The following is a 17,070-nucleotide window of genomic DNA, read 5'->3' on the forward strand; positions in this document are numbered from 1 at the left end:
TCCACATGCCCTCGTTCGGTCGTTCGCTGACCGAAATCCCTCCCTCGCCGCTGGTCGCGGTCGAGCGGCTGCTGCGGGCCCACGGGCACGAGACGCCGGTCGGCCTGCACCAGGGCAGGACCGTCTTCCCCCCGTGCGCCGAGCCCCGCGCCTGGGAGCGCGCCGAGTTCGGGATCGCCCCGCACGAGCACGCGCCGCCCGCCGGCGTCCCCGCGCTGCGCGAACGCCTCGCCCGGTCGGCGAGCGCGCGCCGGGGCGCCCCCGTCGACCCCGACCGGATCCTGGTGACCGCCGGGGCCACCCACGCCATCGCCGTCGTCCTGCACGCGGTCCTGAGCCCGGGCGACGACGTCCTCGTGCTGTCCCCGCAGTGGCTGTTCGCCACCGGCCTGGTCCACGCGGCGGGCGGCCTGCCGCGCGAGGTCCCGGTCTTCCTGGAGCTGTCGCAGGACGCCGGCTTCGACTTCATCGGCGCGATCGAGGCGGCCGTCGGCCCCCGCACCCGCGCCGTCTACTTCAACAACCCCAACAACCCGACCGGTCAGCGCCTCGACGAGGACCAGCTGGCCCGGCTCGTGGACCTGGCCGAGCGGCACGACCTGTGGCTGATCGCCGACAACGCCTACGAGAACTACGACTTCTCCCCCGACGGCTTCACCGAACCGGCCACCGTCGGCGGCGCCGACGCGCGCACCTTCTCGGTGCACTCCTTCAGCAAGACCTACGCGATGCCCGGCGCCCGGGCCGGGTACCTGATCTCCCCGCCCGGCTGCACCGAGACCCTGACCAAGTGGTCGCTGCACACCCTGTACTCGGTGTCCACCGCCGCGCAGTTCGCCGCCTTCGAGGCGCTGGCGACCGCGCCCGGGGAACTGGCCGCCCGCCGCCGGCTCGCCGCACAGGCCCGCGACCTCGCCGACGAGGCGCTGGAGATCCCGCACACCCGGGTCGACGGGGGTCTCTACACCTTCCTGGACCTGCGGGCGTACCGGGACGGCGACGGCGGCGAGTTCGTCCGCCGCTGCGCCGAGGAGGGCGTCGGACTCGCCCCCGGCCGGGTCTTCGGCGCGCACTGCGCGGCCTGGGCGCGGCTCTGCTTCACCGCCGCGCCGCCGCAGGCCGTGCGCGAGGCCGTCGACCGCATCGACAAGGTGTACCGGGAGGGCGTCCGATGACCGCCGACCTGTCCGCGCCGCCCCTGATGGGCGCCCTCGCGCCCTACCTGTCGCGCTACACGTCCCCGGTCCAGCTCGGCCTGAAGATCAACGCCTACCGCGGTTACGAGATCGAGGGGCTGGCCGAGGCGCTGCGCGTCCCCGACCTGGCCGACAGCCCGGTCGAGTGCGTGATGGTCGGCGACTCCTACTTCATGACCCACCTCGGCCGGCCCGGCACCGTCATGTCCACCCCCCGCGAACGCGACTGGGCGCTCACGACCCTGATCGGCCTGGTCGCCGAGGTGCGCGACGCGCTGGACCGGCACTTCGCGCCGGGACGCGTGCCGTTCCTGCTCGCCGATCTGCCCGACGGGACCACCGCCGGCCCGGCCGCCGCCCGGGAGGCCGCCGCCCGGTTCCGCGACGCCGGCGCCGACGCCGTGAAGATCGAGGTGGCGGGCGAGGACGAGCTGCGCTGCGTGGAGGCCGTCGCCGCCACCGGCCTGCCCACCCTCGCCCACCTCGGTTACACCCCCCAGCTCACCTCCCTGAGCCGGCACGGGGACGCCGTGGACGACGCCATGGACCTGTTCGCGCAGGCCCGCCGGGCACGGGACGCGGGCGCCTGCGGGCTGGTCGTGGAGATGGTCAGCGAGCCGGTCAACCAGGCGCTGAGCCGCCCGCACCCGGCCGGGCTGCCCCTGTACTCGGTCTTCAGCGGCCGGGCCCGCTGGGGCGGGCAGAGCCTCAACCTGTGGGACGCGGTGGTGCGTCCCGCCAAACCGGGCCGCTACTTCCCGCCGACGCCCACCCTCGACGCCGCCGACGTGCCGGCGGCCTACACCCCCGAGCTCATCGCCGACCGGATGCGCGAGCTGATCCGTCTCACCCTCGCGGGCTGGTTCCCGCTCACCCCGCGCACCGCGCTCGACCCCCGGCAGGCCGCGCGGATCGCCGGGACCGACCCCTGGAGCGTGTCATGACCGTCACCGAGCCCGCACCCGCCGCCGCGGCCGTGTTCGACGAGATGGAGTCGGCCGTACGGACCTACTGCCGCCGCTTCCCGGCCGTCTTCACCCGCGCCTCGGGCCACCGCATGTGGGACGCGCAGGGCCGCGAGTACGTCGACTTCCTCTCCGGCGCCGGCGCCCTCAACTACGGCCACAACCCGCCCGAGGCGAAGGCGGCCCTCGTCGACTACCTCCTCGCCGACGGCCCCGCGCACGGCCTGGACCTGCACACCGCCGCCAAGGCACGGTTCCTGGAGCGGTTCCGCGACGTCGTCCTCGCACCCCGCGGGCTCGACCACCGCGTCCAGTTCACCGGGCCCACCGGCACCAACGCCGTCGAGGCCGCCTTCAAGACGGCCCGCCGGGTCACCGGACGCACCGACGTCATCGCCTTCACCGGCGGCTTCCACGGCCTGTCGCTGGGCGCGCTGGCGGCCTCCGCCACGGCCTTCAAGCGCGGCGCGGCCGGCGTGCCGCTCGGCCACGTCACGCGCATGCCGTACGAGGGCTACTTCGGCCCCGGCGTCGACACCGTGGACCACCTCACCCGGCTCCTCGACGACCCGGGCAGCGGCATCGACAAGCCCGCGGCCGTCGTGGTCGAGACCGTGCAGGGCGAGGGCGGACTGGCCGCGGCGAGCCCCGCGTGGCTGCGCCGGCTCGCCGAGGCGGTCCGGGAGCGGGACATCCTGCTGATCGTCGACGACATCCAGGCGGGCTGCGGCCGCACCGGCGACTTCTTCAGCTTCGAGGAGGCGGGCATCGTGCCCGACCTGATCTGCCTGTCGAAGTCGATCAGCGGCTACGGCCTGCCGATGGCGCTCACCCTGATCCGCCCCGAACTCGACCGGCTGCTGCCCGGCGAGCACAGCGGCACCTTCCGCGGCAACAACCTGGCCTTCGTCACCGCCGCGGCCTGTCTGGAGCACTGGGCCGACCCGGAGTTCGCCGTCCGGGTGCGGCACCGTGCCGAAGTGCTGGACGGCCTCCTCGGCGAGCTGGCGTCCCGGTTCGCGAAGCTCGGGTGCGCCGTGCGCGGCCGCGGCCTGATCCGCGGGCTCGCCTTCACCGACGACGGCCTGGCCGACCGGGTCTCCCGGGCCGCGTTCGCGCGGGGGCTGCTGGTGGAGACCTCCGGCGCGCGCGGCCAGGTCCTGAAGATCATGCCTCCCCTCGTCACCGACGAGGAGGGCCTGCGCCACGGCATCCGGATCCTCGCCGACGCCCTCGAATCGGCCTCAGCACAGGAGGAACGACAGTGACCGTCCTGAACGAGCACACCGGAGAACCCGGCGGCGCCGGGCAGGAGCCCGCCCACATCGACGAGACGGTGCTGCGCCGCGTCGCCGACGCCTGGCCGCGCCGCGCGACCATCCGCACCGACCTCGACCGCATCGCCGAGCCCGGCGAGTACGACGAGGCGCTCCCCGACTACCCGGTACGGCTGCTGCCCTTCGCCGAGCACCCGCTGTTCCTCGCCGCGGCCCCCGAACAGCGCCAGAAGGTGCTGACGCTGGCCTGGCTGGTCTACAACGAGCGCGTCATCGCCGCCGAGGAACACGTCGCCAACCCCACCTTCGCCATGATCATGCACGGCGTCTTCCCGGGCGCCGACGGCGTCCACCTCAAGCGGGCCGTGCAGCAGACCCACGTCGACGAGGTCTGGCACACGTACATGCACATGGTCGCCATGCAGCGCACCCGTGAGGTGCGGGCGGTCACCGGCGAACCGCGCTACCCGCACACGGTCACCTACCGCCGGCTGCTGGAGGCCGACGCGCAGGCGAGCGAGCAGTGGGAGCGCGACCTGCTCAAGCTGGTCTGGACGACCGTCTCCGAGATCAGCGTCAACGCCTACCTGGAACTGCTCTCCCGGGACGACACCGTCCAGCCGCTGCACTCCCTCGTCCCCCGGCTGCACGCCCGCGACGAGTCCGCGCACTCCTCCGTCATGGTCGAGGTCGCCAAGGCGCTGTACGTCCACCTCAACGAGGAGCAGCGCCGGGCGTTCACCGCGTACCTGCCGAAGGCGCTGCACGCCTTCGTCGCCCAGGACTTCGAGGTGTGGCCCGCCGTCCTCGCGCACGCCGGCATCGCTCGCGCCGACGAGATCGTCGCCGACTGCCGTGCCCGCAGCGGCAACGGCCTGCTGGTCCGTGACTTCTCCGGCATCCGGCGGATCGTCCGCGAGATGGAGCTGGAGGACCGCGTGGACTTCGACTTCGGAACGGAGTGACATGCGGCTGAGCCGTCTTCCCGCGGGCGGCGGCCGGCTGGCCGCGGCCGCGCTGGTCCAGTCCCTCGGCATCGGCATGTTCATGGCGTCCTCCATGGCGTTCTTCACCCGCCAGGTCGGGCTGTCCGCGAACCAGGTCGGCGCGGGGCTGGCCGGAGCGGGAGCCGTCGCGCTCGCCGTGTCCCTCCTCGGCGGCGAACTCGCCGACCGGTACGGGGCGCGGCGCGTGCTGGCGGGGCTCTACACGGCCCGCGCGGCCTGCTGTGTCACGTACGCCTTCGTGACGTCCTTCTGGCAGTTCCTGGGCGTCACCCTGCTCGCGATCGCGGTGGACCGGTCCGCGCCCCCCGTGCTGCAGGCGCTGGTCGCCGGTTCCGTCCCCGACCAGCGGCACCGGACCCGGGTGCTCGCGGTGATCAACGTCGTGCGCAACGTCGGGCTCGGCGCCGGAGCGCTGGCCGCGGGCGCCGCCCTGGTCAGCGACACGCTCCTCGCCTACCGGCTCACCCTGGGGACGATCGGCCTGGCCTTCCTCGGCGGCGCCGCGCTGGTGCTGCGCGTCACCGTGGAGAAGCGCCCGGCGCCGCGGGCCAAGCCGGCCTGGACGCTGCCCCGCCCGCGCTACCTCGCGCTGACCGCGCTGAACTTCCTGCTGATGTTCTTCGACGCCCTGCTGCTCGTGGCCATGCCGGTGTGGGTGCTGGAGCACACGGACGCGCCCCGGGTCACGGTGTCCGTCCTGTTCACGCTGAACACGGTGCTCGTCGTCGTGCTGCAGATCCCCGTCAGCCGGTTCGCCGACGGGCTGCGCCGCACCAGCCGGCTGATGGCCTGCGCCGGTGCGGTGCTCGCCGTGGCGGGCCTGTGCTTCGCGGCGGCGGGCGGCGCGGACGGCCGGGCCGCGGTCGGCTGGCTGGGGGCGGCCGTCGTCGCCCTGTCGCTGGGCGAGGTCATGGCCAACTCCGCGGGCTGGGAGCTGTCCATCGCCCTCGCGCCGCCCGAGGCGCGCGGCCGCTACCTGGCGGTGTTCAACCTCGGCCTGTCCGCCGAGCGGGTCCTCGGCCCCATCGTGGTCACCGGCCTGCTCCTCACCGCGGGCACGGCGGGCTGGCTCGCCGCCGCCGCGGTGTTCCTGCTGGCGGGCCTGGGCGGCGAACGGGTCGCCCTCGCCGCCGGCTCCCGCGACACCGCGCCGGCCGAGGCGTGAGGGCCGGGCGCGGCGCACCGTCCGGACACGGGGCGCGAGGACCGGGCAGGACCCCCGTGCGGCCCGGAGGACCGGCGCGGGACGCGGCCGCGGGCGCGGGACGCGGCTGCGGGCGCGAGGACCGGCACGGGACCCGCTTACGGCCGCGACGACCGGGCGGGACACGACCGCGGAGGCAAGGCCCAGGCGGACGGCCGCGGGCGCGAGGACCGGGCGGGACACCACCGCGGACCCGACGACCGGCGCGGGACGCGGGCTGCGGCCGCAAGGACCGGGCGGGACCCGCTTGTGGCTGCGACGACCGGGCGGGACACGACCGCGGAGGCAAGGCCCAGGCGGGCGGCCGCGGGCGCGAGGACCGGGCGGGACGCGGCTGTGGCCGCGGTCCGGCCGGACGGACGACAGAAAGGGTTCCAACCATGCGGGTGGGTTTCGCCGGACTCGGGGCCATGGGCGGCGGGATGTGCCGCCGGCTGGCCGACCAAGGATTCGAGGTGACCGCCTACGACCTCGACGCGGACGTGCTGCGCCGCGCGGCGGAGCATCCCGGCGTCACCGCGGCGGCGGACGTGCCGGGCCTCGCCGCCCCGGTGATCGTCACGATGCTGCCCGACGGCGCGGCCGTGCGGCGGGTGGCCGACGTCCTGCTGCCGAAGCTGGAACCGGGCGCGCTCGTCGTCGACACCGGCTCCTCGGCCCCGGCCGACACCCTCGCCCTCGGGCGCGCCGCCGCGGAGTCCGGCGTCGCCGTGGTGGACGCCCCGGTCTCCGGCAGCCCCGCCGCCGCCCGGGCCGGCGACCTGACGCTGATGGCCGCGGGCGACGCCGAGGCACTCGACCGCGCCGAACCGGTGCTGTCCGCGCTCGGCAGGGTCCACCGGGTCGGCCCGGCCGGCGCCGGCCACGCGCTGAAGGCGCTCAACAACCTGCTGTCCGCGGTGAACCTGGCCGCGGTCGCCGAAGTGATGCTCGCGGGGCGGGCGTTCGGGCTGGAGCCGGCGGTCATGCTGGAGGTGATCAACGCCTCCACCGGCCGCAACCACGCCTCCCAGACCAAGCTGCCCGACCACGTGCTGCCGGGCACCTTCGACTCGGGCTTCGCGCTGCGGCTGATGCTGAAGGACATCCGCATCGCCCGCGGCCTCCAGGAGCAGGCCGGCGGCCCCTCCCCGTTCGGCGCCGCCTGCCGGGAGCTGTGGGAGCGAGCGGAGGCGGACCTTCCGCCGGGCGCCGACAACGTCGAGGTCGTGCGCTGGCTGGAGGACGCGGCCGGACGGGAGCTGCGGGCATGACCGGCGCCAGGCGCATCGCGATCGTCGGCGGCACCCCGGCCGCCCTGCGCAAGGCCCGCGCCGCGGGCTTCGAGGTGGTCTGGATCCACCACCCCCGGGAGCTCGCCGCCGACGGCCTCGCCGAGGTGGCCGAGGCCCTGCTGACGGACTACCGCGAGCCGGCCGCCGTCGCCGAGCTGCTGGCGGCGGTCCACGCCCGGCGGCCCGTCGAACGGGTCGTGTCCATGATCGAGGACGGTCTGGAGACGGCCGCGACGGCGACGGACGCGCTCGGCCTGCCCGGCGCGGGGACCGGAGTCGTCGGGGTGCTGCAGGACAAGCTCGCCTTCCGTTCCCTGCTCGCCGCACGCGGCGTGGACCCCACCGCCGCCCGCATCGGCCACACCGAGCAGGACCTGCGCGAGTTCGTCGACACGTACGGACCCGCGATCGTCAAACCCCGGTACGGCTCCGGGAGCATCGGCGTGCGCCGGGTGCGCGGATCCGGCGACGTGCCCGAGGTCGCCGCCTGGCTCCGGGAGTTCGGGCTGCACACCTTCCTGATGGAGGAGTACCTGGAGGGCCCCGAGATCAGCGTCGAGGCGTTCTCCTACGCCGGACGGCACGTGGTGCTCGCGCACACCGCCAAGGAGACGCTCGACTCGCTCGTCGAGATCGGGCACGCCCAGCCCGCCGGCCTGGCCCCGGAGCTCACCGCGGCCGTCGACGACCTCGTCGTCCGCATGCTCGACGCGGTCGGCCTGCGGGACGGCCCCTCGCACACGGAGGTCAAGCTCACCCCGGACGGCCCCCGCCTCGTGGAGTCGCACAACCGGCGCGGCGGAGACCGGATCGCCGACCTGGTGCACGAGGTGTACGGCATCGACATCGACGCCCTGGCCTGGCTCTGGTACGCGGGCCGCACCGAGCCCGTGGTCCCGGGCGCCCCGCGGTGCGGCGCGGCGATCCGCTTCCTGACCGCGGAGCCGGGCGTCGTCGAGTCCGTCGACGGGACCGAGGCCGTGCGCGCCGACCCGCACGTGGTCGACCTGCACATCGGGGTCGCGCCCGGCGACCCGGTGCACCCCATCGCCTGGTCCTACGACCGCTCGGGACTGCTCATCGTCCGCGGCGCGGACGCCGCCGAGGCGCGGGAGCGGGCGAGAAGGCTGGCCTCCGCCATCGTCATCCGCACCAGGGCGCACGACACCGCGCCGCCCGCCCGTCCCATCGCCGCCGTGGCCCCGCGCCCGGACCGGCTGCTGGGACCCGCGCAGCCGGCGGCCCCGGCCGCCCCGACCACGAAGAGGTGAACAGCAGGTGGGCAAGCTGTACGAGGCGCTGACTCCCGCGCTGCGGTCCTTCCTCGCCGAGGCGCCGGTGTTCTTCGTGGCCACCGCGCCCCTCGCCGCCGACGGCCGGGTCAACGTCTCGCCCAAGGGCGGCATGGACACCCTCGCGGTGCTCGACGACACCACGGTGGCGTACCTGGACCTCATCGGCTCGGGCGCGGAGACGATCGCCCATCTTCGGGAGAACGGGCGGATCACCCTGATGTTCTGCTCCTTCACCGCCCGCCCGAAGATCGTCCGGCTGTACGGGCGGGGCCGCTGCGTCTTCCCGGACTCCCCGGAGTGGGACACGCTCATCGGCCGCTTCGGCACCCATCCCATCCCCCGCTCGGTCGTCGTGGTCTCCGTCGACCGCATCGCCGACTCCTGCGGGTTCACGGTCCCGGAGATGACCCTGGTCCGGGAGCGGGACCTGCAGGACAAGTGGGGGGAGCGCCGGACGGGGGCGGAACTGGAGGAGTACATGCGCCGGAAGAACTCCCGCAGCATCGACGGCCTGCCGGCCAGACCCCACGCCACCCCCTGACGAGGGTTGTGGGCATGCTGGGCGAGGGCCTCGCGGCCGCCACCGCCCTCATCGGGCAGACGCCCCCGCCCTCTGGATCGGCGACGACTCCACCGGCTTCGACCACGCCTGGGCGGCGGAGCGCACCGCCGGGCTGAGCAGGGCCCGGGCGAGTGCGATGCGCTGTCGCTGACCACCCGAGAGGTCGACCTCACGGCCCAGTACGGTGTCCAGGCCGTCGGGCAGGGAGCCGTCGTAGGCGAAGGAGACTTGTTCAAAGCGGACGGCGTCGGCTCCGGTGGGTCCTTGGCGCCGGCCGGTACGGCAGCGGCCTCGGGCACCGCAGTTGCCTCTTCGGCCGGCTCGGTCGGGAGACCGGGGCTCCGGGGCGTGCGTCGAGCACCACCCTGAGGCCGTTGTCCAGTGTCAGGTGCCGCATGGGGCGGGGCCCTCCTGTCGGTGTCCGCGGTGTCGCGGAGTTCCGCGGTTCGCACCGTGAGGCCCGGTGCCCGCGGGGCGGGCGCCCCACGTGCCGCCGGTCCGGCGCCCTGGGGGTTCGCGGCACCGGACCGGCCGGGGTCACGCTCGTACGTGGCGGTGGGGTCAGCAGCCCTTGCCGACGGTGACACCGACGCTCATGCTGATGCCCGCGCTGCAGGCGTAGGACGACTCGACGATGGGCAGGGCGACGGAGCAGCTGACCGGGCTGATCGCCGGCGCGCCGCGGTCCTGGAACGCGGCGATCTCGTCCGCGGAGGTGTACGTCGGGCTCCTCTTGAGAACTGCATTCGGCGGACTGTTTCCGCCTTCGAGATAATTCCTGCACTGACTTCCGTGGGTGATCCAGCGCTGGAAAATAAGCGACTCACCGATCGACCGGCGAAACTTCAGCCATAATGCTGCGGGCGTGACCCAGGGCCTTTCTGCCTGCATGTGCGGGGCTCCCGGCGGAGCGGAATCAAGAATTGCGAGAAGGGGGCGGGGCCACGTGGCCCCGCCCCCTCACACCGCTGCCGTACCCGCCGGCAGGTGCCGCCCTAGGCGGGCAGCTCGTCCACGTAACGCTTCGCCACGGGAAGCGGGACATAGGGGAATGCGTCACGGACCGCCTTCATGGCGGCCAAGTCCCCACGCTCCCTCCAGACTTCCCGGATACGCTCCTCGTCGACCTGGCTCCGGAATCCCTCGTAGGATCCGTACTGGTCCCAGAAAGCTTGTTTCCGCTTCTTCGTGGTGCGGTCGCTGGCGACGCCGAGCGCTGCCGACAAACCGACCGCGATGGCACCCGATATTCCCTCGATCACGTTTCTCCCTGGATTCCGCGCACCGTGCCGTGCGGATATCAAGTTACCCGTTCGTAAGCCGAGACATGCCGCTGGCTGATTGCCGTGTAGGGCTGCTGGTGCCATCCGGCCCAGCGTTCGACGAGTTTCAGCCCCGACAATTCGGCCAGCAGGTCGATCTCCAGCGGGAACGCGCACCGAATGACGTGCTGGGTGGTCTCGGGCGGCCCGCCGTCCACGATGGTGTGGGTGGCGACCATGAGCTGCTGCGCGCGGTCCACCATCATGGTGTCCAGCATGATCGCGGTCTCGTTGAGGTAGCGCATCGAGAAGTCGGGCTTGGTCATCACGTGGTACGGCGAAGCGTCGAACGCCTCCAGGACGCGAACCGGCCGCCCTCCGCCCCCCAGCACGGCGGTGACCAGGCCCTCCGTGTCGCGCTCGGCCGGTTTCGCGAGCATCGCCTCCGAGCCGTCGACACCGTGCGGACGGAAGCCGCGCTCGGCCATCTGGAGCGCGATGCGCCCGGTGCCGATGCCCGATTCCAGCACCTTGGCCTCGGGCTTTAGCATCCCGGAGCAGTACTCGACGGCGGCGTCGGTGTCGAAGCCGATGGGGTACATCTGCTCGTAGACACCGGCCGACTTCTCGTTGTAGTGCGCGTTCTGCGCTGTCACCAGCACCTGTCCAGCACGGTGAAAGTCAAGGGGCCTGACCCCGGTGAGCCAGACCCCTATCGACCTGCATGTGTGCCGGAGCAGCGAAGTGGTGCCAAGTCACCCGCTACACGTTGAACCGGAACTCCACCACGTCGCCGTCCTGCATGACGTAGTCCTTGCCCTCCATGCGGGCCTTGCCCTTGGCGCGGGCCTCGGCGACCGAGCCGGCCTCGACCAGGTCGTCGAAGGAGATGACCTCGGCCTTGATGAAGCCCTTCTGGAAGTCGGTGTGGATGACGCCGGCGGCCTCGGGGGCGGTGGCGCCCTTCTTGATCGTCCAGGCGCGGGACTCTTTGGGGCCGGCCGTCAGGTAGGTCTGCAGGCCGAGGGTGTCGAAGCCGACGCGGGCGAGAGTCGCGAGGCCCGGCTCGTCCTGGCCCACCGACTGCAGCAGCTCCAGCGCCTCCTCCTCGTCCAGCTCGGCGAGGTCGGCCTCCAGCTTGGCGTTGAGGAAGATCGCCTCGGCCGGGGCGACCAGGGCGCGCTGCTCGTTCTTGAAGTCCTCGTCGACCAGCTCGTCCTCGTCGACGTTGAAGACGTAGAGGAACGGCTTGGTGGTGAGCAGGTGCAGGTCGTGGAGGAGCTCCGCGCGCTCGCTGCCCTGGACGATGCCGTGCGCGAAGAGCGTCTCGCCCTTCTCGAGGATCTCCTTGGCCTCCTCGACCGCTTTGACCTTCGGGGCGACGTCCTTCTTGATCCGCGACTCCTTCTGGAGGCGGGGCAGGACCTTCTCGATGGTCTGGAGGTCGGCGAGGATCAGCTCGGTGTTGATCGTCTCGATGTCGTCCTTCGGCGAGACCTTGCCGTCGACGTGGACGACGTTCTCGTCCTTGAAGGCGCGGATGACCTGGCAGATCGCGTCGGACTCGCGGATGTTGGCGAGGAACTTGTTGCCCAGGCCCTCGCCCTCGGAGGCGCCGCGCACGATGCCGGCGATGTCGACGAAGTCGACGGTGGCCGGAAGGATGCGCTCCGACTTGAAGATCGAGGCGAGCTTGGCGAGGCGGGCGTCGGGCACACCGACCACGCCGACGTTCGGCTCGATCGTGGCGAACGGGTAGTTGGCCGCCAGCACGTCGTTCTTGGTCAGGGCGTTGAACAGGGTCGACTTGCCGACGTTGGGCAGGCCGACGATTCCGATCGTGAGCGACACGTTGCGACTTCCCGTAGATGAGTGGGCCAGGGGTGCCAGGGGCCGGAGGCCGACACTGGCCGATCCACCAGTTTACGGCGTCCCGCACGCCCGCCTCGCGGCGAACGTCGATGCCCGGCCGAGTGCTCCGCATCGGCGTGTCTCGGGGCTGATTGAGCACATAAGCAGACCTAAGTTGGTCCGATGGAGCAACACGGATCGCGACCCCCGAACGACGGACGGCGACGCGGCGCCCAGCCGCCCGCCTCGCTGCCGCCGCAGGCCCGGCGCAGGCCCGCGCCGGGGACGGCCCGTCCGGCGCATCCGGCCCGCGCGGTGCGCCCGGCCCGTCCCGCCCGCCCGGATCGCCCCGCGCGTCCGGCGCGTCCGGCGCGGCTGGGCCGGCCGGTCCGGACCGCCCGCCCGGCGGGAGAGGCCGGGGCGCTGCCGAACCCGAGGCTCACCGGGCTCGGCAGCGGGCTGTTCTGCGCGGTGGCGATGTTCCTGCTGGGCTGCCTGGACCAGATGCTGTTCGGGGCTTCCCTGCCGGTGTACGGGGTGCTGTTCCTGCCGGTGTGCGTGCTGATCGCGCTGTGGGTGCGCGCGGGGGACGTGCTGACCGCCCCGGTGGTCGTGCCGATCGGGTTCGCCGTGGGGCTGCTGCCCGTCGCCGACGGCAGCGGGGGGTCGGCCGGCCGGCTGATGGGGCTGTTCACGGGCCTGGCCACGCAGGCGGGCTGGCTGTACGGGGGGACGCTCGCCGCCGGGGGGATCGTGCTGGTGCGCCGGGTGCGGTGGGTACGGAGCCGGCGCCGGCGCGCCTGAGCGACGCACACCCCCGCGCGGCCCTTCGGGACCCGCCCCGGCGGCCCGCGGGACCCGGTACCGCACCGGCCCCGGCGGACGTGGCACCGGACACGGCGCGGCGGCTCCGCGGGACCGGGACGGCGCCGGTGCCCACGGGGCCGCGAGGCCGGGCCCGGGGCTAGGACTGCTGGGCCGCCCGCATGGCCGCTCCCACGATCCCCGCGTTGTTCTGCAGCTGCGCGGGGACGATCTCCGCCTTGACGCCCTCGATGAGGTGCAGGAACTTGTGGGCCTTGCGGCTGACGCCGCCGCCGATGACGAACAGCTCCGGCGAGAACAGCATCTCCACGTGCGCCAGGTACTTCTGCACGCGGCGCGCCCACTGCTCCCAGCTCAGGTCGTTGTCCTCCTTGGCCTTGCTGGAGGCGCGCTTCTCGGCGTCGTGGCCGTTCAGCTCCAGGTGGCCCAGCTCGGTGTTCGGGACGAGGACGCCGTCGGTGAAGACGGCGCTGCCGATGCCGGTGCCGAAGGTGAGCAGGACGACGGTGCCCCGGCGGCCCCGGCCGGCGCCGAACTGCATCTCGGCGACGCCGGCCGCGTCCGCGTCGTTGACCACGGTCACCGGGAGGCCGCCGAGCCTGCCGCTGAACAACGCGCGGGCGTCCGTGTCGATCCAGCCCTTGTCGACGTTCGCGGCCGTGCGCACCATGGCGCCGCCGGTGACCACTCCGGGGAAGGTCAGCCCGACGGGGCCGGTCCAGCCGAAGTGCTCCACCACCTGCCTGACCCCGTCGGCCACGCTGTCGGGCGTCGCCGGGTGGGGGGTGAGCACCTTGCAGCGCTCCTGGGCCAGGTCGCCCCGGTCCAGGTCCACTGGGGCGCCCTTGATGCCGGATCCGCCGATGTCCACGCCGAAGATCTGCATGGCCCCACGTTACGACGGACGACGCACCGTCACAGTCATACCCCGGAGGTCCCGGTGCCGCCGCGCTCGGCGACCAGTGCGGCCGCCTCGTCGCGCAGGTCCCGGCGGAGTTCCTTGGGCAGCGAGAAGGTGATGGACTCCTCGGCGGCCTTGACGATCTCCACGTCGGCGTAGCCGCGCTCGGCGAGCCACTCCAGCACCTGCTCGACCAGCACCTCCGGCACGGAGGCGCCCGAGGTGACGCCGACGGTCGTCACGCCGTCGAGCCAGGACTCGTCGATCTCGTCGGCGAAGTCCACCAGGTGGGCGGCGCGGGCGCCGGCCAGCTTGGCGACCTCGACCAGCCGCTTGGAGTTGGAGGAGTTGCGCGAGCCGACGACGATGACCAGCTCGGCCTCGGCGCCCATCTGCTTCACGGCGAGCTGCCGGTTCTGCGTGGCGTAGCAGATGTCGTCGCTGGGCGGGGAGAGCAGCTGCGGGAACTTGGTCTTCAGGGCGTCGACGGTCTCCATGGTCTCGTCGACGGAGAGGGTGGTCTGGGAGAGCCACACGACCTTCGAGGGGTCGCGGACCTCGACCTTGGCGACGTCCTCGGGGCCGTCGACCAGCTGGATGTGGTCGGGGGCCTCGCCGGACGTGCCGATGACCTCCTCGTGGCCCTCGTGCCCGATCAGGAGGATGTCGTAGTCCTCCTTGGCGTAGCGGACGGCTTCCTTGTGGACCTTGGTGACCAGGGGGCAGGTGGCGTCGATGGTGGCGAGCCGGCCGCGCCGGGCCTCCTCGTGCACCGCCGGGGCGACTCCGTGCGCCGAGAACATCACGATGTTGCCCGGCGGCACCTCGTCCGTGCGCTCGACGAAGACGGCGCCCTTCTTCTCCAGGGTCTGCACGACGTACTTGTTGTGGACGATCTCGTGCCGGACGTAGATCGGGGCCCCGTACTGCTCCAGGGCCTTCTCGACGGCGATCACGGCGCGGTCCACACCGGCGCAGTAGCCCCGGGGGGCGGCGAGCAGGACACGGCGGCCAGGCGAAGCGGTCATGCGTCCCATCGTACGGGTGCGCCCGGGGGCGCGTTGATCACCTGTCCGGCGTCCCCGGTGGAGCGGGAGCGCACCGCCGGGCCCGGAACGGCAGGCTCCGCACGGCGCGGCGGGCCGGTGTCCCCCGGCGGGCGGGGCCGCACTGTCGGTACGCCCCGTTACGCTCGACCGCATGGCTGTGAACACGTCCGCCGAGTCCCCCCTGCCCGTGGGTGAGGTGTCGCGGCTCATCGGCGGCTGGATCGACCGGCTCGGCGCGGTCTGGGTCGAGGGGCAGATCACCCAGCTGTCCCGCCGCCCCGGCGCCGGCGTGGTGTTCCTGACGCTGCGCGACCCCTCGTACGACATCTCCGTCAGCGTCACCTGCTACCGCCAGGTGTTCGACGCCGTCGCGGACGTCGTCGGGGAGGGGGCCCGGGTGGTCGTGCTGGCGAAACCCGAGTGGTACGCGCCGCGGGGCCAGCTCTCGCTGCGCGCCGCCGAGATGCGGCCCGTCGGCGTGGGCGAGCTGCTGGCCCGGCTGGAGCAGCTGAAGAAGACGCTGGCGGCCGAGGGGCTGTTCGCGCCGGAGCGGAAGAAGCCGCTGCCGTTCCTGCCGCAGCTGATCGGGCTGGTGTGCGGCCGGGCCTCCGCCGCGGAGCGGGACGTGCTGGAGAACGCCCGGCACCGCTGGCCCGCGGTCCGCTTCGAGGTGCGCAACGTCGCGGTGCAGGGGGTGCACGCCGTCCCGCAGGTCGTGCAGGCCGTCAAGGAACTCGACGCGATCGACGAGGTGGACGTCATCGTCGTGGCCCGCGGCGGCGGCAGCGTCGAGGACCTGCTGCCGTTCTCCGACGAGCAGCTCGTGCGGGCGGTGGCCGCCTGCCGTACGCCCGTCGTGTCCGCGATCGGGCACGAACCCGACAACCCGCTGCTCGACCACGTCGCCGACCTGCGGGCCTCCACGCCGACGGACGCCGCCAAGAAGGTCGTGCCGGACGTGGGCGAGGAGCTGGAGCGGGTGCGGACGCTGCGGGACCGGGCGCGGCGCTGCGTGCACGCGTACCTGGAGCGGGAGGAGCGCGGGCTGGCGCACGCGCTGGCGCGGCCCTCGATAGAGGATCCGCACCGGATGGTCGACGAGCGCGCGGACCAGGTCGCCTCGCTGCTCGACCGCGGCCGGCGGACGCTGGGGCATCTGCTGGACCGGGCCGACTCGGAGCTGTCGCACACGCACGCGCGTGTGGTGGCGCTCTCGCCCGCGGCGACGCTCCGGCGCGGCTACGCGGTCCTGCAGAGACCGGACGGGCACGTGGTGCGCGGTCCGGGGGAAGTGGCGGAGGGCGAGGCGCTGCGCGCCCGCGTCGCCGAGGGCGAATTCACGGTGAAGGTGAGCGAATGACGAGCAAGGTGGACGAGGACCTGACGTACGAGCAGGCCCGCGACGAGCTGATCGACGTCGTACGGCGGCTGGAGGCCGGCGGCACGTCGCTGGAGGAGTCCCTGGCGCTGTGGGAGCGCGGCGAGGAGCTCGCCAAGGTGTGCCGGCGCTGGCTGGAGGGGGCCCGGGCCCGGCTGGACGCGGCGCTGGCCGAGGAGAAGGCCGGGCAGGACGGCGAGTAGCCGCGGCGGGGGCCGGGGTGAGGCGGGTCACCGCACCCCGGGGTTGGTTGAAGCTTAAAACTCATCTGACGTAGGGTCGGGCCGTCAGCCGGTCCCGCACCACGGGCCGGACGCGCACCCGAGGAAGTCACGCATGTCTCTCGTTCTTGACCCCGCCGCCCAGGACCTGCTGTTCCGGGAGGCCCGCACCGCGAACGCCTTCACCGACGAGCCGGTGACCGACGAGCAGGTCCGGGCGATCTACGACCTGGTCAAGTACGGCCCCACCGCCTTCAACCAGACCCCGCTGCGCATCACCCTGGTCCGCTCCCCCGAGGCCCGCGAGCGCCTGCTGAAGCACATGGCCGAGGGCAACCGGGACAAGACCGCCGCCGCCCCGCTGGTCGCGATCCTCTCCGCGGACAACGAGTTCCACGAGGAGCTGCCGACCCTCTTCCCGGCCTTCCCGCAGGCCAAGGACGTGTTCTTCGCCGAGCGCCCGGTCCGCGAGAGCGCCGCCGCGTTCAACGCCGCCTTGCAGGCCGGGTACCTCATCGTCGGCATCCGCGCCGCCGGCCTGGCCGCCGGCCCGATGACCGGCTTCGACGCCGAGGGCGTCCGCAAGGAGTTCCTGGACGACGACCACACCCCGCTGATGATCGTCAACATCGGCAGGCCCGCCCCGGACGCCTCGCACCCGCGCGGCCCGCGCCTGGCCTACGAGGACGTCGTCACCACCGTCTGAGCCGCGCCCGCACATGCGAGGAGGCCCCCGGCGTCGCCGGGGCGCAGGAAGGTAGTCCATCCCGGGCGGTGGTTGTCCCGGGGTAAGGGTGTAGGAC

Annotated in this window: 18 protein-coding genes; 12 read left to right on the top strand and 6 right to left on the bottom strand. The window is 73.3% G+C overall.

The genetic code is table 11. The features are described from left to right. Positions 1 to 5: 5 nt before the first annotated feature. From ABZ261_RS05415 to ABZ261_RS05450, 8 genes are all read left to right on the top strand, one after another. Entirely contained in the window at positions 6 to 1,175 is a 1,170-nt protein-coding gene (locus ABZ261_RS05415; protein ID WP_356855510.1) for a pyridoxal phosphate-dependent aminotransferase, read from the top strand. Further along, positions 1,172 to 2,140: a 3-methyl-2-oxobutanoate hydroxymethyltransferase gene (locus ABZ261_RS05420; RefSeq protein WP_356855512.1), complete on the top strand. Its 969-nt coding sequence runs from the start codon at positions 1,172 to 1,174 to the stop codon at positions 2,138 to 2,140. The genes ABZ261_RS05415 and ABZ261_RS05420 overlap by 4 nt, the downstream gene beginning before the upstream one ends. Further along, a complete protein-coding gene (gene ectB, locus ABZ261_RS05425) occupies positions 2,137 to 3,429 on the top strand; it encodes a diaminobutyrate--2-oxoglutarate transaminase (protein ID WP_356855514.1) in 1,293 nt (430 codons plus the stop codon). Before ABZ261_RS05420 ends, ectB begins: the two co-directional genes overlap by 4 nt. Next, complete coding sequence (locus tag ABZ261_RS05430; protein ID WP_356855516.1) at positions 3,426 to 4,403, top strand: diiron oxygenase; 978 nt, start codon at positions 3,426 to 3,428, stop codon at positions 4,401 to 4,403. The genes ectB and ABZ261_RS05430 overlap by 4 nt, the downstream gene beginning before the upstream one ends. 1 nt (position 4,404) lies before the next feature. Continuing rightward, on the top strand, positions 4,405 to 5,610 hold the full coding sequence (locus ABZ261_RS05435) for an MFS transporter (RefSeq protein ID WP_356855518.1): 1,206 nt from the start codon (positions 4,405 to 4,407) through the stop codon (positions 5,608 to 5,610). Between the two features lie 419 nt (positions 5,611 to 6,029). Further along, entirely contained in the window at positions 6,030 to 6,902 is an 873-nt protein-coding gene (locus tag ABZ261_RS05440) for an NAD(P)-dependent oxidoreductase (RefSeq protein ID WP_356855520.1), read from the top strand. Beyond that, entirely contained in the window at positions 6,899 to 8,194 is a 1,296-nt protein-coding gene (locus tag ABZ261_RS05445; RefSeq protein ID WP_356855522.1) for an ATP-grasp domain-containing protein, read from the top strand. Before ABZ261_RS05440 ends, ABZ261_RS05445 begins: the two co-directional genes overlap by 4 nt. A gap of 7 nt (positions 8,195 to 8,201) precedes the next feature. Next, positions 8,202 to 8,759 carry a pyridoxamine 5'-phosphate oxidase family protein gene (locus ABZ261_RS05450; protein ID WP_356855524.1) on the top strand — a complete coding sequence of 186 codons (558 nt, stop codon included), beginning with the start codon at positions 8,202 to 8,204 and terminating at the stop codon, positions 8,757 to 8,759. A 582-nt stretch (positions 8,760 to 9,341) separates the two neighbouring features. Here the strand turns inward: ABZ261_RS05450 and ABZ261_RS05455 are convergent. The 4 genes from ABZ261_RS05455 to ychF all read right to left on the bottom strand — a co-directional run bounded on the left by ABZ261_RS05455 (position 9,342) and on the right by ychF (position 11,893). After that, the gene (locus ABZ261_RS05455; RefSeq protein WP_356855526.1) at positions 9,342 to 9,671 is read right to left on the bottom strand and encodes an LxmA leader domain family RiPP; all 330 of its coding nucleotides are present in this window, start codon (positions 9,669 to 9,671) and stop codon (positions 9,342 to 9,344) included. 104 nt (positions 9,672 to 9,775) lie between these two features. Continuing rightward, the gene (locus tag ABZ261_RS05460; protein WP_356855528.1) at positions 9,776 to 10,042 is read right to left on the bottom strand and encodes a hypothetical protein; all 267 of its coding nucleotides are present in this window, start codon (positions 10,040 to 10,042) and stop codon (positions 9,776 to 9,778) included. 38 nt (positions 10,043 to 10,080) lie between these two features. Further along, positions 10,081 to 10,698 carry a class I SAM-dependent methyltransferase gene (locus ABZ261_RS05465; RefSeq protein ID WP_356855530.1) on the bottom strand — a complete coding sequence of 206 codons (618 nt, stop codon included), beginning with the start codon at positions 10,696 to 10,698 and terminating at the stop codon, positions 10,081 to 10,083. A 106-nt stretch (positions 10,699 to 10,804) separates the two neighbouring features. Further along, a complete protein-coding gene (gene ychF, locus ABZ261_RS05470) occupies positions 10,805 to 11,893 on the bottom strand; it encodes a redox-regulated ATPase YchF (RefSeq protein ID WP_356855531.1) in 1,089 nt (362 codons plus the stop codon). A gap of 183 nt (positions 11,894 to 12,076) precedes the next feature. Between ychF and ABZ261_RS05475 the strand changes: the two genes are divergently transcribed. Then, a complete protein-coding gene (locus ABZ261_RS05475; RefSeq protein WP_356855533.1) occupies positions 12,077 to 12,697 on the top strand; it encodes a DUF6542 domain-containing protein in 621 nt (206 codons plus the stop codon). A 160-nt stretch (positions 12,698 to 12,857) separates the two neighbouring features. Here ABZ261_RS05475 and ppgK read toward each other — a convergent pair whose 3' ends face one another. Together ppgK and ABZ261_RS05485 are read right to left on the bottom strand one after the other, a co-directional pair. Next, entirely contained in the window at positions 12,858 to 13,604 is a 747-nt protein-coding gene (gene ppgK, locus ABZ261_RS05480) for a polyphosphate--glucose phosphotransferase (protein WP_356855535.1), read from the bottom strand. 35 nt (positions 13,605 to 13,639) lie between these two features. Beyond that, on the bottom strand, positions 13,640 to 14,656 hold the full coding sequence (locus ABZ261_RS05485) for a 4-hydroxy-3-methylbut-2-enyl diphosphate reductase (RefSeq protein ID WP_356855537.1): 1,017 nt from the start codon (positions 14,654 to 14,656) through the stop codon (positions 13,640 to 13,642). Positions 14,657 to 14,819: 163 nt separating this feature from the next. On the opposite strand from ABZ261_RS05485, the gene xseA reads away from it, so the two are divergent. The 3 genes from xseA (at position 14,820) to ABZ261_RS05500 (ending at position 16,973) form a co-directional block, all read left to right on the top strand. Further along, positions 14,820 to 16,028 (top strand): exodeoxyribonuclease VII large subunit, encoded by a 1,209-nt coding sequence (gene xseA, locus ABZ261_RS05490; RefSeq protein WP_356855539.1) that lies wholly within the window; start codon positions 14,820 to 14,822, stop codon positions 16,026 to 16,028. Next, positions 16,025 to 16,249, top strand: coding sequence for an exodeoxyribonuclease VII small subunit (locus ABZ261_RS05495; RefSeq protein ID WP_356855541.1), 225 nt, complete (start codon positions 16,025 to 16,027; stop codon positions 16,247 to 16,249). Before xseA ends, ABZ261_RS05495 begins: the two co-directional genes overlap by 4 nt. Before the next feature lie 133 nt (positions 16,250 to 16,382). Further along, positions 16,383 to 16,973: a malonic semialdehyde reductase gene (locus tag ABZ261_RS05500; protein WP_356855543.1), complete on the top strand. Its 591-nt coding sequence runs from the start codon at positions 16,383 to 16,385 to the stop codon at positions 16,971 to 16,973. Positions 16,974 to 17,070: the final 97 nt, after the last annotated feature.

Source organism: Streptomyces sp. NPDC006193 (assembly GCF_040613915.1).
Taxonomy (GTDB): domain Bacteria; phylum Actinomycetota; class Actinomycetes; order Streptomycetales; family Streptomycetaceae; genus Streptomyces.

What these genes read in the sequence shown, in the direction of transcription:
- ABZ261_RS05415 (WP_356855510.1), top strand. Translation starts at nt 6, where the DNA reads ATGCCCTCGTTCGGTCGTTCGCTGACCGAAATCCCTCCCTCGCCGCTG.
- ABZ261_RS05420 (WP_356855512.1), top strand. Translation starts at nt 1,172, where the DNA reads ATGACCGCCGACCTGTCCGCGCCGCCCCTGATGGGCGCCCTCGCGCCC.
- ectB (WP_356855514.1), top strand. Translation starts at nt 2,137, where the DNA reads ATGACCGTCACCGAGCCCGCACCCGCCGCCGCGGCCGTGTTCGACGAG.
- ABZ261_RS05435 (WP_356855518.1), top strand. Translation starts at nt 4,405, where the DNA reads ATGCGGCTGAGCCGTCTTCCCGCGGGCGGCGGCCGGCTGGCCGCGGCC.
- ABZ261_RS05440 (WP_356855520.1), top strand. Translation starts at nt 6,030, where the DNA reads ATGCGGGTGGGTTTCGCCGGACTCGGGGCCATGGGCGGCGGGATGTGC.
- ABZ261_RS05445 (WP_356855522.1), top strand. Translation starts at nt 6,899, where the DNA reads ATGACCGGCGCCAGGCGCATCGCGATCGTCGGCGGCACCCCGGCCGCC.
- ABZ261_RS05455 (WP_356855526.1), bottom strand. Translation starts at nt 9,671, where the DNA reads ATGCAGGCAGAAAGGCCCTGGGTCACGCCCGCAGCATTATGGCTGAAG.
- ABZ261_RS05475 (WP_356855533.1), top strand. Translation starts at nt 12,077, where the DNA reads ATGGAGCAACACGGATCGCGACCCCCGAACGACGGACGGCGACGCGGC.
- ppgK (WP_356855535.1), bottom strand. Translation starts at nt 13,604, where the DNA reads ATGCAGATCTTCGGCGTGGACATCGGCGGATCCGGCATCAAGGGCGCC.
- ABZ261_RS05485 (WP_356855537.1), bottom strand. Translation starts at nt 14,656, where the DNA reads ATGGGACGCATGACCGCTTCGCCTGGCCGCCGTGTCCTGCTCGCCGCC.
- xseA (WP_356855539.1), top strand. Translation starts at nt 14,820, where the DNA reads ATGGCTGTGAACACGTCCGCCGAGTCCCCCCTGCCCGTGGGTGAGGTG.
- ABZ261_RS05495 (WP_356855541.1), top strand. Translation starts at nt 16,025, where the DNA reads ATGACGAGCAAGGTGGACGAGGACCTGACGTACGAGCAGGCCCGCGAC.
- ABZ261_RS05500 (WP_356855543.1), top strand. Translation starts at nt 16,383, where the DNA reads ATGTCTCTCGTTCTTGACCCCGCCGCCCAGGACCTGCTGTTCCGGGAG.